The organism is Peteryoungia wuzhouensis, from assembly GCF_003205195.1.
Classification (GTDB): domain Bacteria; phylum Pseudomonadota; class Alphaproteobacteria; order Rhizobiales; family Rhizobiaceae; genus Allorhizobium; species Allorhizobium wuzhouense.
Genome location: NZ_QJRY01000007.1, coordinates 13013 through 38927 on the forward strand (window position 1 = coordinate 13013; position 25915 = coordinate 38927).

At 60.8% G+C, this 25915-nt stretch carries 22 protein-coding genes; 9 read left to right on the forward strand and 13 right to left on the reverse strand.

Annotated elements, in window-relative coordinates; genetic code table 11:
- Nucleotides 1-4 precede the first annotated feature (4 nt).
- The 7 genes from DMY87_RS17575 to DMY87_RS17605 all read right to left on the reverse strand — a co-directional run bounded on the left by DMY87_RS17575 (nucleotide 5) and on the right by DMY87_RS17605 (nucleotide 6876).
- A complete protein-coding gene (locus DMY87_RS17575) occupies nucleotides 5-1411 on the reverse strand; it encodes a pyruvate dehydrogenase complex E1 component subunit beta (RefSeq protein ID WP_110792965.1) in 1407 nt (468 codons plus the stop codon).
- Between the two features lie 15 nt (nucleotides 1412-1426).
- Nucleotides 1427-2473 carry a pyruvate dehydrogenase (acetyl-transferring) E1 component subunit alpha gene (gene pdhA / locus DMY87_RS17580; protein WP_110792966.1) on the reverse strand — a complete coding sequence of 349 codons (1047 nt, stop codon included), beginning with the start codon at nucleotides 2471-2473 and terminating at the stop codon, nucleotides 1427-1429.
- A 149-nt stretch (nucleotides 2474-2622) separates the two neighbouring features.
- Entirely contained in the window at nucleotides 2623-2940 is a 318-nt protein-coding gene (locus DMY87_RS17585; RefSeq protein ID WP_110792967.1) for an FtsB family cell division protein, read from the reverse strand.
- 140 nt (nucleotides 2941-3080) lie between these two features.
- A complete protein-coding gene (gene eno / locus DMY87_RS17590) occupies nucleotides 3081-4355 on the reverse strand; it encodes a phosphopyruvate hydratase (protein ID WP_110793265.1) in 1275 nt (424 codons plus the stop codon).
- Nucleotides 4356-4567: 212 nt separating this feature from the next.
- Entirely contained in the window at nucleotides 4568-5416 is an 849-nt protein-coding gene (kdsA, locus tag DMY87_RS17595; RefSeq protein ID WP_110792968.1) for a 3-deoxy-8-phosphooctulonate synthase, read from the reverse strand.
- Nucleotides 5413-6306, reverse strand: coding sequence for a VOC family protein (locus DMY87_RS17600; RefSeq protein ID WP_110792969.1), 894 nt, complete (start codon nucleotides 6304-6306; stop codon nucleotides 5413-5415). The genes kdsA and DMY87_RS17600 overlap by 4 nt, the downstream gene beginning before the upstream one ends.
- 27 nt (nucleotides 6307-6333) lie before the next feature.
- The gene (locus DMY87_RS17605) at nucleotides 6334-6876 is read right to left on the reverse strand and encodes a DUF1003 domain-containing protein (protein WP_110792970.1); all 543 of its coding nucleotides are present in this window, start codon (nucleotides 6874-6876) and stop codon (nucleotides 6334-6336) included.
- 213 nt (nucleotides 6877-7089) lie between these two features.
- Between DMY87_RS17605 and lexA the strand changes: the two genes are divergently transcribed.
- On the forward strand, nucleotides 7090-7803 hold the full coding sequence (lexA, locus tag DMY87_RS17610) for a transcriptional repressor LexA (RefSeq protein ID WP_110792971.1): 714 nt from the start codon (nucleotides 7090-7092) through the stop codon (nucleotides 7801-7803).
- On the opposite strand, the gene DMY87_RS17615 is transcribed toward lexA, so the two are convergent.
- Nucleotides 7797-10313, reverse strand: a complete 2517-nt coding sequence (locus DMY87_RS17615) for a ComEC/Rec2 family competence protein (RefSeq protein ID WP_205908194.1) — start codon at nucleotides 10311-10313, stop codon at nucleotides 7797-7799. The genes lexA and DMY87_RS17615 overlap by 7 nt on opposite strands.
- Nucleotides 10314-10587: 274 nt before the next feature.
- Here DMY87_RS17615 and gltA point away from each other — a divergent pair, with 274 nt between their 5' ends.
- The 6 genes from gltA (at nucleotide 10588) to DMY87_RS17645 (ending at nucleotide 17641) form a co-directional block, all read left to right on the forward strand.
- Nucleotides 10588-11877 (forward strand): citrate synthase, encoded by a 1290-nt coding sequence (gene gltA, locus DMY87_RS17620; RefSeq protein ID WP_110792972.1) that lies wholly within the window; start codon nucleotides 10588-10590, stop codon nucleotides 11875-11877.
- A gap of 292 nt (nucleotides 11878-12169) precedes the next feature.
- Nucleotides 12170-14059, forward strand: coding sequence for a peptidylprolyl isomerase (locus tag DMY87_RS17625; protein ID WP_110792973.1), 1890 nt, complete (start codon nucleotides 12170-12172; stop codon nucleotides 14057-14059).
- Nucleotides 14060-14084: 25 nt separating this feature from the next.
- Nucleotides 14085-15107, forward strand: coding sequence for an anthranilate phosphoribosyltransferase (gene trpD / locus DMY87_RS17630; RefSeq protein WP_110792974.1), 1023 nt, complete (start codon nucleotides 14085-14087; stop codon nucleotides 15105-15107).
- A 10-nt stretch (nucleotides 15108-15117) separates the two neighbouring features.
- Nucleotides 15118-15933 carry an indole-3-glycerol phosphate synthase TrpC gene (gene trpC, locus DMY87_RS17635; protein ID WP_110792975.1) on the forward strand — a complete coding sequence of 272 codons (816 nt, stop codon included), beginning with the start codon at nucleotides 15118-15120 and terminating at the stop codon, nucleotides 15931-15933.
- A complete protein-coding gene (moaC, locus tag DMY87_RS17640; RefSeq protein WP_110792976.1) occupies nucleotides 15930-16427 on the forward strand; it encodes a cyclic pyranopterin monophosphate synthase MoaC in 498 nt (165 codons plus the stop codon). Before trpC ends, moaC begins: the two co-directional genes overlap by 4 nt.
- On the forward strand, nucleotides 16427-17641 hold the full coding sequence (locus DMY87_RS17645) for a molybdopterin molybdotransferase MoeA (RefSeq protein WP_110792977.1): 1215 nt from the start codon (nucleotides 16427-16429) through the stop codon (nucleotides 17639-17641). The genes moaC and DMY87_RS17645 overlap by 1 nt, the downstream gene beginning before the upstream one ends.
- On the opposite strand, the gene DMY87_RS17650 is transcribed toward DMY87_RS17645, so the two are convergent.
- From DMY87_RS17650 to tpiA, 4 genes are all read right to left on the reverse strand, one after another.
- Nucleotides 17638-18096 (reverse strand): hypothetical protein, encoded by a 459-nt coding sequence (locus DMY87_RS17650; RefSeq protein WP_110792978.1) that lies wholly within the window; start codon nucleotides 18094-18096, stop codon nucleotides 17638-17640. The two genes, DMY87_RS17645 and DMY87_RS17650, sit on opposite strands and share 4 nt — an antisense overlap.
- A 115-nt stretch (nucleotides 18097-18211) precedes the next feature.
- Nucleotides 18212-19849 carry a CTP synthase gene (locus tag DMY87_RS17655; protein WP_165826318.1) on the reverse strand — a complete coding sequence of 546 codons (1638 nt, stop codon included), beginning with the start codon at nucleotides 19847-19849 and terminating at the stop codon, nucleotides 18212-18214.
- Nucleotides 19850-19981: 132 nt separating this feature from the next.
- Entirely contained in the window at nucleotides 19982-20368 is a 387-nt protein-coding gene (gene secG, locus DMY87_RS17660; RefSeq protein WP_110792980.1) for a preprotein translocase subunit SecG, read from the reverse strand.
- Nucleotides 20369-20475: 107 nt separating this feature from the next.
- Nucleotides 20476-21246 (reverse strand): triose-phosphate isomerase, encoded by a 771-nt coding sequence (gene tpiA / locus DMY87_RS17665; protein WP_110792981.1) that lies wholly within the window; start codon nucleotides 21244-21246, stop codon nucleotides 20476-20478.
- 232 nt (nucleotides 21247-21478) lie between these two features.
- Here tpiA and DMY87_RS17670 point away from each other — a divergent pair, with 232 nt between their 5' ends.
- A complete protein-coding gene (locus tag DMY87_RS17670; protein ID WP_110792982.1) occupies nucleotides 21479-22690 on the forward strand; it encodes a GGDEF domain-containing protein in 1212 nt (403 codons plus the stop codon).
- Here DMY87_RS17670 and DMY87_RS17675 read toward each other — a convergent pair.
- A complete protein-coding gene (locus DMY87_RS17675) occupies nucleotides 22671-23546 on the reverse strand; it encodes an alpha/beta fold hydrolase (RefSeq protein ID WP_165826345.1) in 876 nt (291 codons plus the stop codon). The genes DMY87_RS17670 and DMY87_RS17675 overlap by 20 nt on opposite strands.
- 226 nt (nucleotides 23547-23772) lie before the next feature.
- Between DMY87_RS17675 and parE the strand changes: the two genes are divergently transcribed.
- A complete protein-coding gene (gene parE, locus DMY87_RS17680) occupies nucleotides 23773-25836 on the forward strand; it encodes a DNA topoisomerase IV subunit B (RefSeq protein ID WP_110792984.1) in 2064 nt (687 codons plus the stop codon).
- The last annotated feature ends 79 nt before the right edge of the window (nucleotides 25837-25915 follow it).

The window sequence follows — 25915 nt, forward strand, 5'->3', positions numbered from 1 at the left end:
CCCCTTACTTGTAGCAGACGGTCTTCACCGCCTGGACCACTTCGCCGACATTCGGCAGAGCGAGCTTTTCGAGGTTCGCCGCGTAAGGCATCGGAACGTCCTTGCCGGCGATCGTCAGGATCGGCGCATCGAGATAGTCGAAGGCCTGCTGCATGACGCGGGTGGCGATCTCGGTGCCGACGGACGACTGCGGATAGCCTTCCTCGACGGTGACCAAACGGCCGGTCTTCTTGACCGATTCGATGATCGTCGGAAGGTCCATCGGGCGGATGGTGCGCAGGTCGATCAGTTCGACATCGATGCCTTCCTTCTCCAACTCGGCGACAGCCTTGACCGAATAGGTCATGCCGATGCCCCAGGAAACGATGGTGGCGTCCTTGCCGGTCTTGTGGATGCGCGCCTTGCCGATTGGCAGGACGAAATCGTCGAGCTTCGGAACCTCGAAGGACTGGCCGTAGAGGATCTCGTTCTCGAGGAAGATGATCGGGTTCGGGTCGCGGATCGCGGCCTTCAGCAGGCCCTTGGCGTCGGCTGCCGTATAAGGCATGACGACCTTGAGACCTGGGATCTGGCTGTACCAGGCCGCATAGTCCTGGCTGTGCTGGGCAGCGACGCGGGCAGCAGCCCCATTCGGGCCACGGAAGACGATCGGCGCGCCCATCTGGCCGCCGGACATGTAGAGCGTCTTGGCAGCCGAGTTGATGATCTGGTCGATCGCCTGCATGGCGAAGTTGAAGGTCATGAACTCGATGATCGGACGTAGACCCGCCATGGCCGCACCGACGCCGACGCCGGCAAAGCCGTGTTCTGTGATCGGCGTGTCGACGACGCGCTTTGCGCCGAATTCAGCCAGCAAGCCCTGGGTGATCTTGTAGGCACCCTGATATTCCGCGACTTCCTCACCCATGATGAAGACATCAGGATTGGCGCGCATCTCTTCGGCCATGGCTTCGCGCAGCGCTTCACGCACCGTCATCGTTACCATTTCGGTGCCAGCCGGAATATCCGGATCGGCGGCAACATCGACCTTCGGCGCTGCCGGGACGGTGTTGTCGGCCTTGGAGGACGGCTCTTCTGAGGCTTCGCGCGCCTTGCCACCGGCGGCATCGGCAGTCGCGGCCGGAGTATCGGCGTCCTTCTTCGGAGCCACGGCGGCATCGGCGCTTTCGCCGTCCTGCAGGAGGACTGCAATCGCCGTGTTGACCTTGACGTTTTCCGTGCCGGCGGCGATCAGGATCTTGCCGAGCACGCCTTCGTCGACGGCCTCGACTTCCATCGTGGCCTTGTCGGTTTCGATTTCGGCAATCACGTCGCCGGACTTGATGGTGTCACCTTCCTGCTTGACCCACTTGGAGAGTGTACCCTCTTCCATGGTCGGAGACAGGGCGGGCATGAGGATTTCGATCGGCATGGGTTCCCTCCCCGATTACAGCAGGATGTCGGTGTAGAGCTCGGATGCATCCGGCTCCGGATCGGCTTGGGCGAAATCTGCCGAGTCGGCCACGATGTCGCGCACGTCCTTGTCGATCGCCTTCAGCTCGTCTTCTGTCGCCCAGCCCTTTTCGAGCAGGCGGGCCCGGACCTGTTCGATCGGGTCATGTTCGGAGCGCATCTTCTGCACTTCGTCCTTCGAGCGATACTTGGCCGGGTCGGACATGGAGTGGCCGCGATAGCGATAGGTCTGCATCTCGAGGATGACAGGACCCTTGCCGGCACGGCAATGCTCGACCGCCTGATCGGCTGCCGCCTTGACCGCACGCACATCCATGCCATCAACCTGAATGCCGGGAATGTTGAAGGACACGCCGCGCTGGGAGAAGTCGGTCTGGGCCGAAGCGCGCGAGACGGAGGTACCCATGGCGTAGCGGTTGTTTTCGATGATGTAGATCACCGGCAGGTTCCACAGGCGAGCCATGTTGAAGCTCTCGTAGACCTGACCCTGGTTGGCAGCACCGTCGCCGAAATAGGCAAGCGAGACATTGTCATTGCCGCGATATTTGTTGGCGAATGCCAGACCCGTGCCGAGCGACACCTGGGCACCGACGATGCCGTGACCGCCGTAGAAGTTCTTCTCCTTGGAGAACATGTGCATGGAGCCGCCCTTGCCCTTGGACAAGCCGCCCCGGCGTCCAGTGAGCTCGGCCATGACACCGCGGGCACTCATGCCGCAGGCCAGCATGTGGCCGTGGTCACGATAGCCGGTGATGACCTGATCACCCTCCTTCAGCGCCATCTGCATGCCGACGACGACCGCTTCCTGGCCGATGTAAAGATGACAGAAACCACCGATGAAGCCCATGCCATAGAGCTGGCCGGCCTTTTCCTCGAAACGACGGATCAGCAGCATTTCGCGATAGGACGCGAGCTCCTGCGCCTTGTCGAACTCGGCAACGATACCGGTGGTCAATTCTTTTTTGGCAGGCTTGGCCGAAGGCTTCCGACCGGTCGCAGTCGCGGATTTGCGCGGCGCCATTCATCCCTCCCGTGGGTTATGGTTGGTCTATTGTTGAACGTAGAATAGGGAAGAAAACAGGCATCCGCAATGCCAGAAATGCATAGGTCATATTCAGACCAAGCAATTGATATCAAATTACAATTTCTAATTAACCGGATCTCGGTTTATCAGAAATAGGTGTTGAATATGACGATTTCATCAGGGCGCGACATGTTGAGCTGGTAGCGCGCCTTTTCATCGATGATGTCTTCGTCAAGCGAGCCGTCACTCAGCAGGCTGACTTCCTTTTCGAGCTGCATGCGCTGCTTCACCAGCTTGTCGAGCTCGGCGCTTCTCGCCGCCTGCAGACGGTCGAATTGCTGACCGGCCTTCAGGCCATAGTCCCCATGGATGGAATGGTAGCCGAAATAGGAGAGGAACGCGATGGTGATGGCAGGAAGGGCAAAACGGCCGTATTTCTTTTTCTTGTGATGTCTGGTCCACATGCCGACAACTGCCTTACAACGCATGACTTTCCGTCAAACTAGCGGGGATGTCTTAACCGATCGTTGACCGCAATTGGCAGGAAACAAAAAGCCCGCGCCGAAGAACCGGCGCGGGCGTAAAATTCAGCGCTTTTCCGTGATCAGCCGCGCAGGATCGAAGTCCCGGCATAGACCGCCTGCGGACCGAGTTCTTCCTCGATGCGGATGAGCTGGTTGTACTTGGCGGTGCGGTCGGAACGAGCGAGCGAGCCGGTCTTGATCTGACCGCAGTTGGTGGCAACCGCGAGATCGGCAATCGTCGAATCCTCCGTTTCGCCCGAACGATGCGACATCACGGCCGTGTAGGCAGCGCGATGTGCGGTCGAAACGGCGTCGAGGGTTTCCGACAGCGAGCCGATCTGGTTGACCTTGACGAGGATGGAGTTGGCAACGCCCATCTTGATACCGTCGCGCAGGCGGGCCGAATTGGTGACGAAAAGGTCGTCGCCGACGAGCTGAACCTTCTTGCCGATCTTGTCGGTCAGGGTCTTCCAGCCGTCCCAATCGTCTTCTGCCATGCCGTCTTCGATCGAGAAGATCGGGTACTTGGCAGCGAGTTCGGCGAGGTATTCGGCCATGGCTTCCGGCTCGAGCGTGCGGCCTTCGCCTTCGAGCACGTATTTGCCGTCCTTGAAGAATTCGGTCGATGCGCAATCGAGTGCGATATGCATGTCTTCGCCCGGACGATAACCGGCCTTCTCGATCGACTTCATGATGAAATCGAGCGCAGCGGGAGCCGAGGCGAGACCTGGGGCAAAGCCGCCTTCGTCACCAACATTGGTATTGTGGCCGTCTGCGGCAAGCTGCTTCTTCAGGGTGTGGAAGACTTCCGAACCCATGCGAACGGCGTCGCGAATGGTTTCGGCACCGACCGGCACGATCATGAACTCCTGGAAGTCGATCGGATTGTCGGCATGGGCGCCGCCATTGATGATGTTCATCATCGGAACCGGCAGGACATGGGCGTTCGGGCCACCGACATAGCGGTAGAGCGGCAGGCCGGCCGACTGGGCAGCGGCCTTGGCGACAGCGAGCGAGACGCCGAGGATGGCGTTGGCGCCAAGGCGGGCCTTGTTCGGCGTGCCGTCGAGCGCGATCATCAGGTTGTCGATCTGGATCTGGTTTTCAGCCTCATGGCCGCCGATCGCATCATAGATCTCGCCGTTGACGGCTTCGACAGCCTTTTCAACACCCTTGCCGAGGTAACGCGAGCCACCGTCGCGCAGTTCGACGGCTTCATGCGCGCCGGTCGAGGCGCCTGAGGGAACGGCCGCGCGGCCGAAGCTGCCGTCTTCGAGATAGACGTCGACTTCGACGGTCGGGTTGCCGCGGCTGTCGAGGATCTCGCGGCCGATGATGTCGGTAATGGCGGTCATGTTCGCTCCCTGGTGACGGAAATTGGACAAGGCTCGGCGGCCGATCATGAGGCATGAAGCCTGCGGACCCGCCTGTGAGTCATCCTCTCTTATCCGATGATCCGGAAAATACAATGACGGATCGGAGCGACAAAGACTGAAATCTAATCGATTTAAAGAGCCAGCGTCGGCGCCAGGTCGGCTTCAACCGATTGAAGCGCCGGCAAAGGGGATCATACAGCCTTGGCGATGTCGTCAAACGCGATCAGTTTTTCGAGCAGACGGCGCATTTGGTCTAGGTAGACCATGTTTGGGCCATCGCAGGGCGCATTGTCCGGATCCTGGTGGGTCTCGATGAAGACCCCGGCAACACCGACCGCGATTGCCGCGCGGGCAAGCGTTTCAACGAATTCGCGCTGACCACCGGAAGACTCGCCCTGCCCGCCCGGCTGCTGAACCGAATGGGTCGCGTCGAAGATGACCGGAGCGCCGGTCGCTGCCATGATTGGGAGCGAGCGCATGTCAGAGACGAGCGTGTTGTAGCCGAAGGAGGCACCGCGTTCACAGAGCAACACATTGGGATTGCCGCTGTCGTTGATCTTTTTGAGGACACTTTTCATGTCCCAGGGGGCCAAGAACTGGCCTTTCTTGACATTGATCACCCGTCCGGTTTTTGCTGCGGCGACCAGTAGATCCGTTTGCCGGCTCAAGAATGCCGGGATCTGCAAAACATCCACCACGGTCGCAACCCTGGCGGCCTGCTCCTCATTGTGGATGTCCGTGAGAACCGGGAAACCGAACTCCTCTTTCAAGTCCGCAAATATTTCCAGCCCCTTATCAATGCCGATTCCACGAGCAGCCGACAGCGACGTCCGGTTTGCCTTGTCGAAGGAAGTTTTGAAGACCAAGCCAATACCAAGCTTTGCGCAAAGCTCCTTGAGAACGCCAGCCACCATAAAGGCGTGGTCGCGGCTTTCCATCTGGCAGGGACCTGCGATGAGGGCAAAACGGCCTGTCTGCGAGAAAACAACCTTGCCTTCGCCCTCGCCGACGACGACTTCGGAATTGGTCACAGTGCTCATTTCAACTCCTCGAAGGCGAAGGCGACGCCCTGGCCCTTTTCTGGCGCGACCACGAGGCGCGCACCCGTTTTGTGATACCGGACGCCATTAGCAGCGAGGCAGGCTTCTGTCACGCCGAGATCACGGCTCTTGACCACGACCACGGCTCCCAGAAGGCCACGCTCAGAGCGCGAATTCGGAAGTCGGTAATTCGCCGCCAGCCCCTCAGGCGTCAGCGCATCCACGATGGCGTTGGCCGTTGCCATCGACAGGCCGAAGGAATGGGCCGTCACGGCACGCTGGCCCAGCACCGTTTCCAGGAGATATTGGAAGTCGCTCGGATTGTCCTCGCACAGCACGATCCGGGCAAGTCCCACGGCGCCGTTCGCATGGACCAGAAGCACTCCACGATCGGCCGGCAAGGGGTTCACACGCTGGCACGAAAAGGCAAAAAAATCAGGTGATCGCAGATCGGCTGCAAAGGCGAGCCGGAAAGATCCTTCCACGGTGCGCCCACCGGGAAAGCAAAACTCGCGGGAAAAGCGCAAGAGATCGCCGCCGCTCATGCCTTCGGTGACAAAACGGGCATGGTCCGCCTCGGCATCGTCGGACTTGACGACGACAGCAGAGAGACCCTCTCCCCGCCGGAAGCGGAACGCCTGATCGCGTGCGACAAAGACATTGCCGATCCTGGCCGCTTCCAGACAGTCTTCGCGGCTGCCGATGGCGAGGGGTTCGAGATAGGTGTCATCGCCGAAAAACACGCAGGCGTTTTCCGTGCCGAAAGGATGGCGGGCGTCTGCGGCGACGGTAAAGCCAAGCTGCGTGAAACGATGCCGGGCGGTATCGAGGTCAATCACCGGCAGGACGAGGTGGTCGACGGCGCGGGGCGCTGGATTTGTTTCAGTCATGACAGAGACCTTCGTTCGCCGAGACACTTAGGAACGGCCCGACTGTTTTGTAAGAGCTTCGATCGCCTGACGCAGTGTGTCGATCTCGGCACGCGTATCGCGCAGTTCCTTCACAACCTGCTCGTCGATCTTGTGATGAAGCGCCAGCACCTCGATCTCAGCCTTGAGATTGATCTCGTAATCCTTGGCCGCCATGAAGCGGTCCCGTTCCGCCTGGCGATTCTGGCTCATCATGATGATCGGCGCCTGGATGGCTGCGACCATGGACAAAAGAAGATTGAGGAAGATGAAGGGATAAGCATCAATCGGGCGCGCTGCCAGAATGACCGTGTTGAGAATCACCCAGGCGACCAGAAAGAGCAGGAAGCCGATGATGAAACTCCAGGAACCGCCGATCCGCGCGATGCTGTCTGCCACGCGTTGACCGAAGCTCGAACCGGCAAGGAAATCCTCACCGGCATTCGTCGAAACCGTGCGTCGCTCCCGTGCCTTTTTCAGGACCTTCTTCTCGGCCGATGTCAGTTGATCCACCTGCTTACCGAGCAGGGTCTTTTCCAGGTCTTTCAGCATTTCGATCTTCTCACAGGAGCTTGGAAGGGATCCGACAGGGACAGGTGTCACCCGACCGACAGGGATAGGTCCGATGGCCGCAGTCATCCGGTGACGGTGAAGACGCCTATCGCATTTTCGCGACGGTTGTTCACGGAAATTTATCCACTTGCGGAACACAAATGGAACATATAGTGTCTGTTCTGGATTTGTTTCACAAACGGGGCTCCGCATATGCTGACGCGCAAGCAACAGGAACTGCTTCTCTTCATTCACGAACGGATGAAGGAATCGGGCGTGCCGCCTTCATTCGACGAAATGAAGGATGCCCTCGATCTTGCGTCGAAATCCGGCATTCACCGACTGATCACGGCCCTTGAGGAACGTGGCTTCATTCGCCGGCTTCCCAATCGGGCGCGTGCGCTTGAAGTCATCAAGCTGCCGGAAGCCTATACACCCAGCCTGCAGCCGCGGCGCGGTTTTGCGCCGAGTGTCATTGAGGGCAGCCTGGGCAAGACGCCGCCGCCAGTGCCCGCCAGACCGAGTGTCGAAGACCAGAATTCCTCCGTCAGCGTACCGGTCATGGGCCGAATCGCGGCCGGGGTGCCGATCTCGGCCATTCAGAACAACACCCATGACATCACCGTTCCCGCCGAAATGATCGGCGCCGGTGACCATTACGCACTTGAGGTCAAAGGCGATTCGATGATTGACGCCGGCATCCTCGATGGCGATACCGTCATCATCCGCAATGCCTCCAACGCCAATCCGGGCGACATCATCGTCGCACTCGTTGATGACGAAGAAGCAACCTTGAAGCGCTTCCGTCGGCGTGGCGCTTCGATCGCTCTGGAAGCGGCCAATCCGGCTTACGAGACGCGCATCTTCCCGCCGGACCGGGTCAAGATCCAGGGCAAGCTCGTCGGCTTGATCCGCCGATATCACTGACGGACATGCATTGCGGGATTGTGGGGGCCGTTTTTCCGTTCCGTCTCGCTGTCGCTATCTTTGTCCTTCATCGCTCCTGAATCTATGCCGTGTTGCCTGGCGGTTTCGCCTGTGCGCCAATCGTAGAGACGATGGATTGTCCAGGGCCGTGGCGGACCTGACAAGGCGGGCGTGATTTCAATCGTCTTGTCGTGGTGGGCGCCAAGCCGGATTTCCACGGCGCCGCTTGCGCGCAGTGTTGTCTCGCTGAGGAATGTTGCAGTCGACCGGCAGCCTTTCATGCGGCTGCGGGCCCCTAGGATGACGATATCGGCGACGTCACAGGCAGGTCCGGCAAGATCCAGGCGGTCAACAGTCAACACTGTCCATCCATCAACAAGTTTTGCGGCGCAGGCGCCGCGGATGCAGATGAAGCGGCCCGTTTTGGCTGTCTTGACCAGTTGCTCGAGCGTTTGTCTTGCCAATTGTATCGTCGCGGAATCCCAGGTTTCTTCCTTCTTCCAGTCTGCAGGCGGCGGGAGCACGGGTGCACTTTCCATGCTCGGGGGCAGATGGTGGCCGGCGGCCAGTGCCGGCTGCCATTGATCGAAAAGGAAGGCGGGAGGGCGTTTGCGATTGCTTGCAAGGACCCTCCCCTCTCCCACCCGCTCTTGTTGAGACCAAAAGCCGACCATGCGGCCATCTTCGCTGACCAAGAGGTCCGCCGGCTGTTCGCCAGAACGCAGAAAGGCCGCTGCCAAGGTGACGACGAGAAGCACGGTGCCGCCGTGGCGGAGCCCGGTGTGCAAAAGGGTCATCAGCAGAAGAGCCACCACAACAAGCACCGGAAACCAGGTCGGCTGTCGGGGAATGAAGGCCGCCTCTCCCCAACCGGCGACGGTGTGGGCGACCACCAGCACGAGATCGAGCCCGCCTCCCATGATCCAGAAAAAGGGGGCGTCGAGACCGAACGGCATCGCCAGCATGGCAATGAAGCCCGCCGGCATGACGATGATCGAAATCAGCGGCATGGCGGCAAGGTTGGCCTCCAGCCCGTGCGTCGACAGCCGATGAAAATGGGTAACGGCGAAGATCGCTGTCGAGAGCCCGCCGATCAAGGAGGTTGCAAGCGTTCCGCCGACAAACTTGGCGGCAAAGGTCGCCAGTTTTCCATAGGTGGATGTTGGCGCCGGCCAGATCGAGCGCGGCGCCTTTCTCCAAGCGGCATAACCCGCGATCAATGCTGCGGTTGCGGCAAAGGACATCTGGAAACTCGGCCCCATTACCGCCGAAGGCTGGGTAATCAGGATGATCGTCGCGGCAACGGCCAGATTGCGCAGACTGATGGCAGGTCTGTCGATGAGGACGGCAACCAGCATGATCGCCGTCATGAGATAGGCCCGCAGTGCCGAAACCTGGTAGCCAGAAATGAGGACATAGGCAGTGGCCGCCAACAGCGCACCGCCAGCGGCAATCTTCTTGACCGGATAGCGCTGCGCCATGCCGGGAAAAAGGCTCAGCAGAGCGCGCAACCCGACAAAGAAGATGCCGGCAGCAAGCGCCATGTTCAGGCCGGAAATTGCGGTGATGTGGGCGAGACCCGACAGGCGCAACGCGTCCGTCGCCTCCTTCGACATCGAGCGGCGTTCGCCGGTTATGATGGACGCGGCGAATGCGCCGGTGTCTCCGGGCAAGACTTCATGGATGCGGTCTGAAATCCGGTCACGCAGTGAAAACAGCGATTGATCCACCTGCGTCCACAGATCGCTCTCGGCCGCACGCGCAATCGAGGGGCGCTCGGGGGCGCCGAGAAAAAAGCCGACAGCGCCGATGCCGGCGAAATAGCTCTGAAAGGCGAAATCGTTCATGCCGGGCAGCGCCGGCCCCGACGGCGGAGAGAGCCGCGCGCGTCCGGTGATCGGGTCACCAATCCGCACCACGCCATGACGGCTGCGGGCCAGCAGCGAGATGCGTTGCGGAGGGCGCCGAAGTACGGGGTCTGCTGTTGCGGACAAACGGATGACATAGCGCCATTCGCCAGCGGCCCCTGCCTCCCGCCGCTCCACCACTCCGGTCACCGTCGTTACCACCGGGGCGTCGAGAATGATCGTCGCCATCCTCCGCGTTTCCGCGTCCGCCAGCAGCATTCCGGCGACCACCATCAAGGCCGCCAGACACAGCACGCGGCGGTTCGTTCCGGCAAGACTGAACCAAAGGGCGATCAGGGAAAGTGGCAGAAGTGCCAACAGGCTCATCGTCGACGGGGGCACCGGGAGGCTGAACCAGACAACTTCACCAAGACCGATACAGACAGGAACAAAGTGGAAGAGGTGGCCCTGCCCGCTCTCCTTGCCAGCAGCAATGCGTATCTCTGCGGGCAGGCTCCGGAGCCTCTCGTTGAGGCGCGCGACCCGGCTCCTGGTGGGGCGGGAGACCGGATGATCGGTGCGCAATGGCGGCGCGAATTCGCCAAGCGGCGCGCGCAACGCCTCCCCCTCGATATCAGGATTATTTTCGCGCAGATGCACCATCTGAACTCAACCCGCAGCCCGGCGAAAAACGCGGGCGCAGAGCAGAATAGGCTATCCGCACCAGACAATCAAAGCGTGTGTCAGACACTCCGCCAAACGCAAATCAACATGCAAATCGATTAGAACCGTCCGGTTCGATTGGCGTCGATTTCGCAACGCACAATTTGCCCTTTGGATAGCTTGGCATTAACTTCCGTATCATATAGCTACATCAACACGCTTAACCGATGGCGGCTTTTTGGAGACGCCTTCCCGCCAATTCCGGAGGATTAGCATGACGGACAAAAGCGCTTCTTTGAAACTCGGGGACAAGACGGTCGACCTGACTGTCAAGGGCGGCACGATCGGCCCTGACGTGATCGACATCGCGGCCCTCTACAAACACACCGGCGCCTTTACCTACGATCCGGGCTTCACCTCCACCGCGTCCTGCGAATCCAAGATCACCTATATCGACGGCGACGAAGGCACGCTGCTTCATCGCGGCTATCCGATCGAACAGCTCGCCGACAAGGGCGACTTCCTCGAAGTCTGCTATCTGCTGCTCTACGGCGAACTGCCGACGCCGGCACAGAAGAAGGACTTCGACTACCGCGTCACGCACCACACCATGGTGCACGAGCAGATGAGCAAGTTCTTCTCCGGCTATCGCCGCGACGCCCATCCGATGGCCGTCATGGTCGGCACTGTCGGCGCGCTCTCGGCCTTCTATCACGACTCGACCGACATTACCGATCCGCACCAGCGCATGGTCGCGTCGCTGCGCATGATCGCCAAGATGCCGACGATCGCTGCCATGGCCTACAAGTACCATGTCGGCCAGCCCTTCGTGTATCCGAAGAACGATCTCGACTACGCGTCGAACTTCCTGCGCATGTGCTTTGCCGTGCCCTGCGAAGAGTACAAGGTGAACCCCGTTCTGGCCCGCGCCATGGACCGCATCTTCATCCTGCATGCGGATCACGAGCAGAACGCGTCGACTTCGACGGTCCGTCTCGCCGGCTCCTCGGGTGCCAACCCGTTCGCCTGCATTGCGGCCGGCATCGCCTGCCTCTGGGGCCCCGCCCATGGCGGTGCGAACGAAGCGGCCCTCAACATGCTGATGGAAATCGGCTCGGTCGACCGTATTCCGGAATATATCGCCAAGGCCAAGGACAAGAACGATCCGTTCCGTCTCATGGGCTTCGGCCACCGCGTGTACAAGAACTATGACCCGCGCGCGAAGATCATGCAGAAGACCATGTACGAGGTCTTGGAAGCGACCGGCCACGGCGACGACCCGCTGATGAAGGTGGCGCTCGAACTCGAGAAGATCGCGCTCAACGACCCCTACTTCATCGAGAAGAAGCTCTACCCGAATGTCGACTTCTATTCGGGCATCACGCTGCGCGCGCTCGGCTTCCCGACGACCATGTTCACCGTTCTGTTCGCGCTTGCCCGCACCGTCGGCTGGATCGCACAGTGGAACGAAATGATCGAAGATCCGCAGCAGCGCATCGGCCGTCCGCGTCAGCTCTATACCGGCGAACCGAAGCGCGATTACAAGCCGATCACCGATCGCTGATCACACGCCACAGACATTTCGGAAGGCCGGCACATCGCCGGCCTTTTGCATTTCGGTTCATGGCATCAGACCCGCCGTGCTCGCCCGGCACGGGTTTCCGTTACTGGACCTCTCCGACAGCTGAAACTGCTGCGCCGGGCGCTTCGCGCCATCACTTTTCTGTGCCGGCGGGGCAGAGATACCCTCCTGCCTCTTTTCGACCGGATACGCCTTCAATTCCTTTGATCTTTGTTCTAAGGAAGTCCACCCGCTTCGCCCGTGCGAAGATCAGTCAAGAGGTTCATGCGTCCCGATGCTCGTCATATTGAGAAAAGTTTCCCAGACCCTGTTCGCCAAGATCCTGCTGCTTTTGCTGGTGGCATCCTTCGGCGTGTGGGGCGTTTCGGCTTCGCTGTTCACCAGCAATTCCGACACGGTGGTGGCCGTGGGCGACCAGACGGTTTCGACGCGGGACTTCGCCTTTGCCTATCAGCGCCAGGTTACCGATCTCAGCAATCGGTTCGGAACCCAGTTGACCACCGAACAGGCCAAGGCGTTCGGCGTCGAATCCATGGTGTTCTCCCAGCTTGCTGCGGGTGCGGCCCTCGATCAGCTGGCATCGGACATGAATCTCGGCCTGTCGCAGGACCGGCTTGCCCAGCTGATCGCCGATGACCCGGCCTTCAAGAACTCGGCCGGCAACTTCGATCGTGCACTGTTCACCTCGCGCCTGCGCAATTCGGGCCTGCGCGAAGACGACTACATCCAGGAGCGCTCCAAGGTTGCGATCCGCAGCCAGATCGTCGATGCGACCGCAGACGGTTTCGTCGCACCGAAGGTCCTCGTCGATGCGATCAAGGACTATCGTTACGAGAACCGCGACATCAACTATCTGCTGCTCTCCAACGCCAATATCGACCCGATCAAAGCGCCTGACGACGCGACGCTGAAGACATGGTTCGATACGACCAAGTCGCGCTACCGCGCACCGGAATTCCGCAGCTTCACCTATGTGAAGCTGGAGCCGGCCGACATCGCCGACAAGGCATCCGTCAGCGACGAGGACATCAAGGCCGACTACGATCGTCGCAAGGCGACTTATGAGATCGCCGGAACGCGCACGATCGAACAGCTCTCGTTCGAGACGCGGGAACTGGCCGACGCTGCCGCCGCCGAGCTTGCCAAGGGCACGAGCTTTGACCAACTCGTCACCGACCAGGGCAAGACGGCGAGCGACGTGCTGCTCGGCGATTTCTCGAAGGATCGCCTGCCGGACGTTGCACTTGCCGATGCGGCCTTCGCAGTGAAGGCTGAAGGCGGCACGACGCCGGTTGTCGAAGGCGCACTTGGCCCGGTCATCCTGCGTGTGACGAACATCAAGGAAGGCCGTACGCGCAGCCTCGATGAGGTCAAGGATGAAATCCGCGAGGCCCTGGCCGAATCGGCCGCCATTGCCGATATCACTGCTGTGCACGACCAGTTCGAGGATCTGCGTGCGGGCGGCTCGACGCTCAAGGAAGCAGCTGACCAGTTGAAATTGAAGGCCTTGACGGTCACCGACATCGACCGCCGTGGCTTCGACACGCGCGAAACCGAAGTTGCAGGCATTCCCGAACGCGACGCACTTCTGGCAGAAGTCTTCCGCACCGACATCGGTGTCGAGGCCCTGCCCGTCAATCTCGGCAATAACGGCTACATCTGGTTCGATGTCACGGACATCAAGGCAGAGCGCGACCGGGAACTTGCGGAAGTGCGGGAAAAGGCAGTGGCCGACTGGACCGCGGAACAGCAGCGCACCGCGCTCGGTGCCAAGGCCGAGAGCCTGCGCAAGCGTATTGCCGATGGTGGCAAGCTGGCAGACGTGGCTGCCGAACTCGGCCTGACGGTCGAAAGCAAGGCCGGCCTTACCCGCCGCACCGAAGATGCGGTTCTGGGTCCGGCAGCGATCACCGCGGCGTTCAGCGGGCCGGAAGGCACGGTCACCAGCGCATCCGGCGGCGATCCGGCGACCCAGATTCTTTTGACCGTGACCGCTGTTCGCGACCAGGCCGCAGGTGGCGTGCTGAGCAACGAGGACGAGCAGATCGTCTCCATGGCCAATTCGGCTGGCGACGACATTCTCGACCAGATGGTCGGACAGTTGCAGGCGCAATATGGCGTGACATTCAACCAGGCGCTGGCCCAGCAGGCCATCGTTCGCTAACGCCGACGTCAGGGGGAGCACGTCCATGTCCGGGTTGAAACCCTTCATCGCGAAGATCGCGAGCCGCCAATCTCTGACCCGCCAGGAAGCTGGCGACGCGTTCGAAATCCTGATGTCCGGCGAAGCGAGCATGGCGCAGGTTGGCGGATTTCTGATGGGTCTGCGCGTTCGCGGCGAAACGGTCGACGAGATCGCCGGGGCTGTCTCGATCATGCGCCAGAAAATGGTCGTGGTCGACGCACCGGAAGGCGCCATCGACATCGTCGGGACAGGTGGTGACGGTACCAATACCTACAATATCTCCACCCTCGCCGCGATCATCGTGGCGGGCGCCGGCGTGCCGGTGGCCAAGCACGGCAACCGCGCGCTGAGCTCAAAGTCTGGTACAGCCGATGCGCTCTCGCAGCTCGGTGTTAAGCTCGACATCGACCCGCAGACCATTTCCCGATGCATTCACGAGGCCGGCATCGGCTTCATGTTCGCCCAGATCCACCACCCTGCCATGCGCCATGTGGGCTCTGCCCGCGTCGAGCTCGGTGCACGCACGATCTTCAACATCGTAGGTCCCCTTTCGAGCCCGGCACAGGTGAAGAAGCAGCTGTTCGGTGTGTATTCGCCGGAATGGCTGGTGCCTGGGGCTGAAGCGCTGCGAGATCTCGGCCTCAGCAGTGCATGGGTTGTCCACGGAAGTGGTCTGGACGAGATCACCACAACCGGCCCTTCTCTGGTTGCGGCACTCAAGGACGGCGAGATCAGCACCTTTGAATTGACGCCAGCCGATTTCGGCGTGGCCGAGGTCTCGCTCGATGCGATCCGAGGTGGCGATGGTACGGTGAACGCGGCCGCTCTGCGTGATGTGCTTGGCGGCGCAAAGACGGCCTATCGGGATGTGGCGCTGTGCAACGCTGCCGCCTCACTCATCGTCGCCGGAAAGGCCCAGGACGTGACCGAAGGCATGCACCTTGCGAGCCAGTCGCTCGACAGTGGGGCCGCCGCACGCGCCCTCGAAAAGCTGATCGCCATTTCCAATTCCGCCACTCAGGACTAAGCTTGCCATCATGACCGATATCCTGAAGCGCATCGAAACCTACAAGCGGGAAGAAATCGCAGCCGCCAAGGCCGCCGTTTCGCTTGCCGAACTGAAGGACCGCATCGCGGCCCAGGACGCGCCGCGCGGCTTCTACCAGGCGCTGTCGCGCGCGCGGGACCAGGAGCGGTTCGGCCTGATTGCGGAGATCAAGAAGGCCAGCCCGTCCAAGGGCCTCATCCGTCCGGACTTCGATCCGCCGGCGCTTGCGGCCGCCTATGAGGCGGGAGGCGCTGCCTGTCTTTCCGTGCTTACGGACACGCCGAGCTTTCAAGGCGCCCCGGAATTCCTGACAGCCGCCCGCAAGGCCTGCTCGCTGCCGGCCTTGCGCAAGGATTTCATGTTCGATGCCTACCAGGTCTATGAAGCCCGGGCCTGGGGTGGTGACTGCATTCTGTTGATCATGGCTTCGCTTTCGGACGGCGAAGCCGCCGAGCTTGAAGGGGTTGCCTTCGAACTCGGTATGGACGTTCTGATCGAAGTGCATGATGCCGAGGAAATGAAGCGGGCGCTCAAGCTCACGTCCCCACTCGTCGGCATCAACAATCGCAATCTTCGCACCTTCGAAGTGAGCCTCGGCGTCAGCGAAGAACTGGCCGCCATGGTGCCTTCCGACCGCCTGCTGGTCGGCGAAAGCGGAATCTTCACCTATGAAGACTGCCAGCGGCTGCAGAAATCGGGAATCTCGACCTTCCTCGTCGGCGAAAGTCTGATGCGCAAGGACGACGTCGCCGAGGCGACCCGAATCTTGTTGACCGGCAAGCCCGGCACGCTGGCTGCGGAATGACGGGCGGACCGACCGCACTGACGCATCTCGGTGCCGCCGGCGAGGCGCATATGGTCGATGTCTCGGCGAAGGATGACACGGTCCGGATCGCGGTTGCTGAAGGCTTCGTTACGATGAAACCGGAAACCCTTGCGATCATCCGGGACGGTAACGCCAAGAAGGGCGACGTCATCGGTACGGCGCGTATCGCCGGCATCATGGCGGCGAAACAGACGGCCAATCTCATTCCGCTCTGTCATCCTTTGATGCTGTCCAAGGTCACCATCGACATCACCGAAGATGCCGACCGTTCCAGGCTTCGCGTCGAAGCGACCGTCAAGCTCACCGGCAAGACCGGTGTCGAGATGGAAGCTCTGACCGCCGTTTCGGTGACATGCCTGACGATCTACGACATGGCGAAAGCCGTCGACAAGACGATGGAGATCGGCGGCATACGGGTGATGGAAAAGAGCGGTGGGAAGTCAGGCGATTTCCGGCATCCGGAGCGCGTGTGATGTCGCTGCTGCCGGTCGAGGATGCCTTGGCGCGCCTTCTGGCGGCCGCCCAACCAGTTGTCGAAATCGAGGCCGTCTCGCTGCACGAGGCCAATGGGCGCGTGCTGGCCGATGATCTCGCCGCCCGCCTCACTCAGCCTCCCTTTGATGCCTCGGCCATGGATGGGTATGCCCTTCGCGCCGAAGATGCTGCCGAGGTCGGGGCCACATTGAGCATCATCGGCGAATCGGCGGCGGGCCACGGTTTTTCCGGGCGTGTCGGCGGCGGTGAGACGGTCCGGATCTTCACCGGTGCGCCAGTTCCCGAGGGGGCCGACAGTGTTCTGCTCCAGGAGGATGCCGAGACGCTCGCAGATGGACGGATTCGTACAGCGTTTCCGGTGACATCTGGCCGGCACATACGCCCGCGGGGGCAGGATTTCGCTGAAGGCGACACGGCGCTCGCCGCCGGCATACGTCTCGACTTCAGTCACCTGACGCTTGCCGCAGCCATGAATCATGCCCGTGTGCCCGTCCTGCGGCGGCCAAGGGTCGGCATCCTTGCGACGGGCGATGAGCTGGTTGCTCCGGGCCGGCAACCCGGACCGAGCCAGATTATCGGATCCAACACCTTCGGCATCGCGGCCCTTGCCCGCGACAATGGCGCCGACGTCATCGATCTCGGTATCGTCGCGGATGATCGTGCGGCATTGCTGGCAGCCATCGCACGCGCGCAGGAAAGTCGCGTCGATGTCTTGGTCACCCTCGGCGGTGCATCCGTCGGCGACCACGACCTCGTCCAGTCGACGCTGGTGTCGGCCGGAATGGAACTCGATTTCTGGCGGATCGCCATGCGACCGGGCAAGCCTCTGATGGTTGGCCGACTGGGCGGAATGCAGGTGCTTGGACTTCCGGGCAATCCGGTGTCCAGCCTCGTATGCGGGCTTCTGTTCCTCGAGCCTCTGCTTTGCCGTCTCGGACGGATAATGCCGCCTAAGCGCATGGCAACAGCACGGTTGCGCACAGCCCTGCCCGCCAATGACAAACGTCAGGACTATGTGCGGGCGCGGCTGTTTCGCGAATCGGATCAAACGCCTGTTGTCGAAAGCTTCGGCAAACAGGACTCATCGATGATGCGCATCTTCTCGCAGTCGGACTGCCTCATCGTCAGACCTCCACATGCGCCGATGGCGATGGAAGGCGAAGAGGTGCCGGTGCTGTTGCTCCGACCCTAACCGTTTGATTGGCCGACGCTGGCGTCGGTCGTGGCGTCGACGTTGCTGGATTTGGTATCTTCCAGTCCGTACTGTCGCTTGATCAAGGCCGCAATCTGGTCCTCGACGGCCTCTCGATCTTCGGGCGACATCTCTGCGAGCATCTCTTCGGTCAGGCCGTTTTCCTTGAGGTATTTCTCCCGGATGCGCTCGGCTGGTGTTTTTCTGCTTTCGTCGAGAAACTCCGCCCGCAAAGCGTCGCGCTTCTGCGCCGCCTCTGCGGTTTCCTCATGCAAATACTTGCCTGCCCGCAGTTGCCAGAGATTAGACTCCAGGCTTGTCGAGGATCGGCCGCGCTCCGGTATGTTGCCGAAAGCCTGCGGTTTGCCCGCGTCATAACTCGACGGAGCCTCCGATGTGGGTTTCGGCTTTGTCGAGTAAGTCGGTAAGTACAACCCTGTTTCGCCAATGCGCATGTCTCGCCTCCTTTTTTCCACCCAAGGTAGGCAGTCAGGCTTGCGTCTGGCTTGAACGAAAAAACCCGGCTCGAAAGCCGGGTCATTCTGGGTAGTACGATGTCGAGCGGTCGTCTCAGACGAGCCGTGCCTGCTCAAGTGCTGCGCCGATGAAGCTTGCAAAGAGCGGATGCGGATCAAGCGGGCGCGACTTCAGTTCCGGATGGTACTGGACGCCGATGAACCACGGATGGTCAGGATATTCGACGGTTTCCGGCAGCAGTCCGTCCGGCGACATGCCGGAGAAGACGAGGCCGCAGGCTTCGAGACGATCCTTATAGTCCACATTGACTTCGTAGCGATGGCGATGGCGCTCGGAGATATCCGTTGAGCCATAGATCTCGGAGATCTTGGTGCCCTTCTTGAGCGAGGCCTTGTAGGCGCCCAACCGCATGGTGCCACCGAGGTCGCCAACGGCCGAACGCTTTTCGAGCTCGTTGCCCTTCATCCATTCGGTCATCAGGCCAACAACCGGTTCATCGGTCTTGCCGAATTCCGTCGAGGAAGCCTTGTCGATGCCGGCAAGATGGCGAGCCGCTTCGACGACGGCCATCTGCATGCCGAAGCAGATGCCGAAATAGGGCACCTTGCGCTCGCGGGCAAACTGGGCGGCCAGGATCTTGCCTTCCGAGCCACGTTCGCCGAAACCGCCGGGAACGAGAATGCCGTTGACCTTTTCCAGCCACGGCGCCGGATCTTCCTTTTCGAAGATCTCCGACTCGATCCATTCAAGCTTGACCTTGACGCGGTTGGCGATGCCACCGTGATAGAGCGCCTCGATCAGCGACTTGTAAGCGTCCTTGAGGCCGGTGTACTTGCCGACGATTGCGATCGTGACTTCGCCTTCGGGAGTGTGGATCCGGTTGCACACCTCTTCCCAGGCATCCAGACGCGGCTTCGGCGCCGGTTCGATGCCGAATGCGGCGAGAACTTCGTTGTCGAGGCCTTCCTTGTGATAGGCCATCGGCACGTCGTAGATGTTGGCGACGTCGAGGGCCTGGATCACGGCACTTTCACGCACGTTGCAGAACAGCGAGAGCTTGCGGCGCTCGGCCTGCGGGATCTCGCGATCGGCGCGCACCAGCAGAATGTCAGGATGGATACCGAGCGCCTGCAATTCCTTGACCGAATGCTGCGTCGGCTTGGTCTTCAGCTCGCCGGCTGCAGGTATGTAAGGCATCAGGGTCAGGTGAACATAGACGGCCGTGCCGCGCGGCAGGTCGTTGCCGAGCTGGCGGATCGCTTCCATGAACGGCATGGCTTCGATATCGCCGACGGTGCCACCGATCTCGCAGATGACAAAATCATACTCGTCATTACCCTCAATGACGAAATCCTTGATCTCGTTCGTCACGTGCGGAATGACCTGGACGGTTGCGCCGAGATAGTCGCCGCGGCGTTCCTTGTCGATGATGTTCTTGTAGATGCGACCGGTGGTGATGTTGTCGGTCTTGGTGGCCGAGCGCCCGGTAAAACGCTCATAGTGGCCGAGGTCGAGATCGGTTTCGGCACCGTCATCGGTGACGAAAACTTCGCCGTGCTGAGTCGGGCTCATGGTGCCCGGGTCAACATTGAGATAGGGGTCCAGCTTGCGCAGACGCACGCGGTAACCCCGTGCCTGCAACAATGCTCCGAGTGCCGCGGCCGCAATTCCTTTACCGAGAGAGGAAACCACGCCGCCAGTGATGAATACATATCGCGCCATGGGCTTCACCGGATACCGTTTCAGATTCGATTCCGCCAGCCCAAAATGGCATCACGCACAATTTTCGTGGGCGCGGCGGAATTCAGACAAAAGAAAACCGGCGGACCCTGGGGCCCGCCGGAGTGATGAGATGCGTGCCGATCAGTTGTTCGGAACAGCGTTCGGATCGGCAGGTGCCGGAGCCGCCGGGGTTGTCGCCGGCGCCTGGGTCGCGGGTGCGGCACCTGGAAGCTGGTCGAGGACATTGCCTCCGCCCTGCGTCGTGCCGTTACCAACGGGGATCCGATCCAGAATGTCGGTCGGCTTGGATTCGTAGCGGGCCAGAATGCCGAGCGCCAGCGAGATCACAAAAAACAGGGTCGCCAGGATCGCCGTGGTGCGGGTCAGGGCATTGGCAGTGCCACGGGCCGACATGAAGCCGGAGCCGCCACCGATGCCGAGACCGCCGCCTTCCGAGCGCTGGATGAGGACGACGCCGATCAGGGCAACGACGACCATGAGGTAGATAACGAGCAATACGGTCTGCATGGAATGTCCATCCTGCCCGAGACGGGCAAAATCAATGAGGTTGGCGGGTCTTTACATGAGAGAAGCGGGCTTTGAAAGCCCCTTCCCCGCTTTTCAACCTTTCGGCCTCAGGCGGTGAGTTCCTCATAGACCCGGTATATGGCAAGGAAGTCCGACGCCTTCAAGCTCGCTCCGCCGATGAGCGCACCGTCGACATTCGCGACGCCCATCAGTTCACGGGCGTTGGAGGGCTTGACCGAACCACCATAGAGCAGACGCATGGACTGGCCTTCCGCACCGAAGCGCTTCACCAATTCTGCGCGCATGAAAGCATGGGCTTCCGCCACATCGTCGCTGGTGGGCGTCAGGCCCGTGCCGATCGCCCATACGGGTTCATAAGCGATCACCGTGCGCTCAGCCTTGGCGCCGTCCGGCACCGACCCTGCAAGCTGACGCTTGAGGATGTCGAGAGTCTGGCCGGATTTGCGCTCTTCTGCTGTTTCGCCAATGCAGATGACAGCCGTGAGATCGGCCGCAAAGGCGGCTTCCGCCTTTGCACGAACCAGATGGTCGGTCTCGGCATGGTCGGTGCGGCGCTCTGAATGACCGACGATCACATGGGTCCCGAAGCAATCGGCGATCATTTCGGCGGAGATATCACCAGTATGCGCGCCAGAGGCGTTCTGGTGGCAATCCTGGGCCCCGATCTGCAACGGGCTGTCAGTGCAGAGTGCAGTCGACACATAGAGAAGCGTCGCCGGCGGGCAGATCAGGGTTTCGACCTTTTCGGCCAGCGGTCCCTGAACGCCTTCGGCAATCGCCTTGATCTGATCGAGCGACGCCCGCGTTCCATTCATTTTCCAATTGCCCGCGACGAGCGGACGAACATCCGGTGTCATATCGTGATCAAACCTCTATTTTGCTCTTGCGGCCTAGCAAATCTGTGCCGGGAAGGAAAGATTGTGATGCCGTTTTGGCCGCTTTATCGGGCGGCATGGTGAAAATGTGAACCTCCGCTGCCCAATGGCATGGCAAGAAGGGCAAAGCGCTTCCAATCAGAATTGGCCCACCGTCATTCAGCGACTTTTCAGTATTCGCTTCCATACTGGCGCAAGCCAGAGGAGAGATTTCTTGGAAGAGACCCAGCTACAGACGGTGGAAAGGCAGCTAAGCAAGGGCGTCAACCGGCTCCGTTTCGACAGGGCCATCGAAGAGCTCTACCTGCGGGACTATACCGAACATCGGGTCCGCCGTGCGCCGATCTGGGCTCTTGTCGGCACATTCATATATGACCTCGTCTTCTTCGGCGACGCAACAATGGTGCCGGATCAACTGGATGCCTTGATGCTCGTCCGGTTCGGCATCTTCACGCCCTTTGCCGTCGTCGTAACGTTTCTGGCGATGACGCGGCGAAATGCGCGGGATTACGACCTGCTCTCGCTCGCCATCGTGCTTGTGGGCGGCGCCCTTCCGATGCTGGTTGCCATGCACAGCACGAGCGAGGATCTCTTCACCTACCAGACGGGAAACGTGGCGACCTTTCTTTTCCTGGTCGTGGGTTTACGGCCGAGGTTCCCCAGCCTGATTGCGGGCCTCATTCTGCTGAGTGCCATCCACCTGACGATCTGCTGGCACATACCGAGCTTCGACAGCGTCACCTTTCAGGGGCTCGTCACCTTCTACGTCACCATTTCGATCTTCCTCGGCCTCGGCGCCTACTTTCAAGAGCATTCCGAGCGCATGAACTTCCTCAATTGCCTGCATGCGACATCGCTTCATCAGCAACTGCAGTGGCAGTCGGACAGGGATGAACTGACAGGGCTCCTCAATCGACGGTCTCTGGTCCGGATCGAGCGTCAATTGTGGCAGTCCGTCGAGAGCTGCGCCGTCTTCGCGATGATGCTCGATATCGACAGATTCAAACTCTTCAATGACGTGCATGGCCACCTGGACGGAGATGATTGTCTCAGAGCCGTGGCTCGTGCGATCAACAACAGCGTCGGCACGAGTGCGTCCGTCTTCCGCTTCGGCGGTGAAGAAATCCTCATCCTGATGCCGGATGCGCGCCCGGACGAAGCCCATGCGGCGGCCGAACGAATCCGGCTCGCGATCGAAGACCTGGCCATCCGTCATGAGGGCCTTTCACCTCCGGGCGTGGTCACCGCCAGCATCGGCACGGCCGGCGGCGAGACCAAAGACTTGACCCTGCAGGACTTGTTGCGACGGGCCGACAAGGCGCTCTATGAGGCGAAGAAACAGGGGCGCAATCGCGTGGTTCCGGCGCTCGCGCCGCTTGAACGGCTCGCTGCCGCAGGTTTTGCGGTCAACGGATCAGCCAGTTGAGCAGTGCTCTCCAGTCGGACATACGCACTGGCGTGCCGTGGGACCCCGTCTCGTACAGCGTGAAACGGACAGGCTCACCTGCCTTGCGCAGCTTCCGGTAAATCGCAATCTGGTCGTCGGCGGCGTAGACACTGTCCCGGCTGCCGTGGGTGAACCAGATCGGCAGTTTTGCCTTGGCAGCGGCCGATTTCGGCAGGTCAGGGTCGGGGGCACCGCCAAGAACTGCCATTCCGGAGAGATGCGCGACCGCCTTTGGATCCCGCGAAATGCCCCAGCAGATGAAACTTCCCATGGAAGCACAGGCAAGCACGACCGGCCGACCGCCTGACTGGGCGGCCGCATGGTCGATCAGCGCCGCGATTTCGGCAACACCTGGTTCGTTGAAGCTGCGCACCGATGGGCTGTAATAGGTTCCGCCATTGTCGGCAGCGAGATTTTTGAGACGGTTGAAATTGCCCCCGAAGGTCAAGTCATTCATGCCGAGCCGACGGTCCCCGCCCCGTCCGTGAATGAAGATCACGGTGAAGGCCTGGCCGGCATCTGCGCCGACGCGGGCCACCTCGAGCGGGCCTGTCGAAAGAGACAGTGTCTGGTTTTCCTGCAGGCGGCGCACTTTCAGCGAGACGTAGCGATCCTTGACCCGCCGCTCCGGGATGCTGTCGCGGCCGTTGATATCACGCAGTTCCTGGTAATCGACACGCGTAAAGTCGCCGTCGTCGGCGGTTTCGAGCACCGTCTGACCGGAGAAGAGATCATCCTTGTAGGGCGCGAGAGTCTCGGCACGGGCAAGAGATGCAGACAGAAACGGAACGAGAACGCAGAATATTGCCGCGATGCGGAAATCAGCTGTGGACATCTGCATGGAAGATGATTTTCCTCTGGCTCTCAGCCTTGCGTTCCGGATTTGCGGCAAGCAAAGCTCATCCGCTTTCAGAAAGAGCCGGCTTGTGCGGCCCTTCGTGCCTGCGCCCACTTTGTGGCACAGTCAGGTCGTGATTCGCATCCGCGAAAGGCCTGACGCGGCGGCTCGCCGAAGGTGCCGACGGTCCGGCTTCACCATCAACAGAGTATCGAACGACGCCATGGACGACAACGATCTCTTTTCGGCAATGCCGATCCCGACCAAGGTCGACGCCGAACCGACGGCCGCACCCGCGCGCGCCGAGAAGCCCGTTGTGGCGCCAGTTCAGCCTGTTGCACCGTTGAGGACCTCTTCCGGCGACGATTACGGCGCCTCCTCGATCCGCGTGTTGGAGGGTCTGGAGCCTGTGCGCATGCGTCCGGGCATGTATATCGGCGGCACGGACGAGAAGGCCCTGCACCACCTCTTTGCCGAAGTCATCGACAACTCGATGGACGAGGCGGTCGCCGGGCATGCCAACTTCATCGACGTGCATCTCGATACCGAGGGTTTCCTCACCGTCACCGACAACGGCCGTGGTATCCCCGTCGAACTGCATCCGCAGGTTCCGGGCAAGTCGACGCTTGAAGTGATCATGACCAAGCTGCATGCCGGCGGTAAATTCGACGGCAAGGCTTATGAGACCTCCGGCGGTCTGCACGGGGTCGGCGTCTCCGTCGTTAACGCACTCTCCGACCTGCTCGAGGTCGAGGTTGCCCGCAATCGCAAACTCTATCGCCAGACCTTTTCCCGCGGCGTGCCGCAGGGCGGGCTCGAAGAACTGGGCGAAGTACACAATCGCCGCGGGACGCGCGTTCGCTTCCACCCGGATCCGCAGATTTTCGGCGATCATGCCAAGTTCGATCCGGGCCGGATTTTCCGCATGGCGCGGTCCAAAGCCTATCTTTTCGGTGGCGTCGAGATCCGCTGGTCCTGCGATCCCGGCATGGTGCCGGAAGGCGGAGACATTCCGGAAAAGGCCGTCTTCCACTTCCCCGGCGGCTTGAAGGACTATCTGGCCGCGACGCTCGGCAAAGAGTTCACGGTTACCCGCGAGATCTTCGCCGGCAAGACCGAGAAGACCGGTGGCCACGGCGCCATGGAATGGGCCGTCACCTGGTATGGTGGCGATCCGGCTTTGCATTCCTATTGCAACACCATTCCAACGCCCGAAGGCGGAACGCATGAAGCGGGTCTGCGCATTGCGCTCACCAAGGGCCTGAAGAACTACGCCGAACTGACACAGAACAAGCGCGCCCAGCAGATCACCACCGACGACGTGATGATCTCGGCCGTCGGCATGCTCTCGGTCTTCATCCGGGAGCCGGAATTCGTTGGCCAGACCAAGGACAAGCTCGCCACCGTCGAAGCTCAGCGCATCGTCGAAAACGCGTTGCGTGATCCCTTCGACCATTACCTCGCCGACAACCCGAACGAGGCGGCCAAGCTGCTCGACTGGGTGATCGAGCGTGCGGAAGAGCGCCTGCGCCGCCGCAAGGAAAAGGAAGTCAACCGCAAGACGGCGGTGCGCAAGCTGCGCCTGCCGGGCAAGCTTGCCGACTGCTCGCAGAATACGGCAGAAGGCGCTGAACTCTTCATCGTCGAAGGTGACTCGGCCGGTGGCTCGGCCAAGCAGGCGCGCAACCGCGCCAACCAGGCGATCCTTCCCTTGCGCGGCAAGATCCTCAATGTCGGTTCGGCGAGCCGCGAAAAGCTGATGGCCAACCAGCAGATCGCCGACCTTATTCAGGCGCTCGGCTGTGGCACGCGGACAAAATATCGCGACGAGGATCTGCGTTATGAACGCATCATCGTCATGACCGATGCCGACGTCGACGGCGCGCATATCGCCTCGCTGCTGATCACTTTCTTCTACCAGGAAATGCCCGAACTCATCCGCGGCAACCATCTCTATCTCGCCGTGCCGCCGCTCTATGTCATCCGCCAGGGCGCCAAGACCGTCTATGCCCGCGACGATGCGCATCGCGCCGAGCTGATGGAGACGGTGTTCAAGGGCAAGAAGGTGGAAATCGGCCGCTTCAAAGGCCTTGGCGAAATGATGCCGGCACAGCTCAAGGAAACGACGATGGATCCGGCCAAGCGCACGCTCTTGCGTGTTGGCATCGACGACGTCGATTTTGAAGGCACACGCGACGCCGTGGATGCCCTGATGGGCACCAAACCGGAAGCCCGTTTCCGCTTCATCCAGGAACGCGCGGCATTTGCGGAAAATCTGGACATCTGATCCCACGCCTGCGACGCCGCGACCATGGTCGCGGCTTGTGTCGAAGTCGATAATGCCCCATATGCAGGAGTATCAGGCA

Bases quoted from the DNA above. Each gene is read 5' to 3' on its own strand.
- DMY87_RS17645 (WP_110792977.1), top strand. From the start codon at position 16,427: ATGTCGCTGCTGCCGGTCGAGGATGCCTTGGCGCGCCTTCTGGCGGCC.
- pdhA (WP_110792966.1), bottom strand. From the start codon at position 2,473: ATGGCGCCGCGCAAATCCGCGACTGCGACCGGTCGGAAGCCTTCGGCC.
- kdsA (WP_110792968.1), bottom strand. From the start codon at position 5,416: ATGAGCACTGTGACCAATTCCGAAGTCGTCGTCGGCGAGGGCGAAGGC.
- secG (WP_110792980.1), bottom strand. From the start codon at position 20,368: ATGCAGACCGTATTGCTCGTTATCTACCTCATGGTCGTCGTTGCCCTG.
- DMY87_RS17605 (WP_110792970.1), bottom strand. From the start codon at position 6,876: ATGCTGAAAGACCTGGAAAAGACCCTGCTCGGTAAGCAGGTGGATCAA.
- DMY87_RS17650 (WP_110792978.1), bottom strand. From the start codon at position 18,096: ATGCGCATTGGCGAAACAGGGTTGTACTTACCGACTTACTCGACAAAG.
- DMY87_RS17625 (WP_110792973.1), top strand. From the start codon at position 12,170: ATGCTCGTCATATTGAGAAAAGTTTCCCAGACCCTGTTCGCCAAGATC.
- DMY87_RS17615 (WP_205908194.1), bottom strand. From the start codon at position 10,313: ATGGTGCATCTGCGCGAAAATAATCCTGATATCGAGGGGGAGGCGTTG.
- tpiA (WP_110792981.1), bottom strand. From the start codon at position 21,246: ATGACACCGGATGTTCGTCCGCTCGTCGCGGGCAATTGGAAAATGAAT.
- trpD (WP_110792974.1), top strand. From the start codon at position 14,085: ATGTCCGGGTTGAAACCCTTCATCGCGAAGATCGCGAGCCGCCAATCT.
- parE (WP_110792984.1), top strand. From the start codon at position 23,773: ATGGACGACAACGATCTCTTTTCGGCAATGCCGATCCCGACCAAGGTC.
- eno (WP_110793265.1), bottom strand. From the start codon at position 4,355: ATGACCGCCATTACCGACATCATCGGCCGCGAGATCCTCGACAGCCGC.
- trpC (WP_110792975.1), top strand. From the start codon at position 15,118: ATGACCGATATCCTGAAGCGCATCGAAACCTACAAGCGGGAAGAAATC.
- moaC (WP_110792976.1), top strand. From the start codon at position 15,930: ATGACGGGCGGACCGACCGCACTGACGCATCTCGGTGCCGCCGGCGAG.
- DMY87_RS17675 (WP_165826345.1), bottom strand. From the start codon at position 23,546: ATGTCCACAGCTGATTTCCGCATCGCGGCAATATTCTGCGTTCTCGTT.
- DMY87_RS17585 (WP_110792967.1), bottom strand. From the start codon at position 2,940: ATGTGGACCAGACATCACAAGAAAAAGAAATACGGCCGTTTTGCCCTT.
- DMY87_RS17600 (WP_110792969.1), bottom strand. From the start codon at position 6,306: ATGACTGAAACAAATCCAGCGCCCCGCGCCGTCGACCACCTCGTCCTG.
- gltA (WP_110792972.1), top strand. From the start codon at position 10,588: ATGACGGACAAAAGCGCTTCTTTGAAACTCGGGGACAAGACGGTCGAC.
- DMY87_RS17575 (WP_110792965.1), bottom strand. From the start codon at position 1,411: ATGCCGATCGAAATCCTCATGCCCGCCCTGTCTCCGACCATGGAAGAG.
- lexA (WP_110792971.1), top strand. From the start codon at position 7,090: ATGCTGACGCGCAAGCAACAGGAACTGCTTCTCTTCATTCACGAACGG.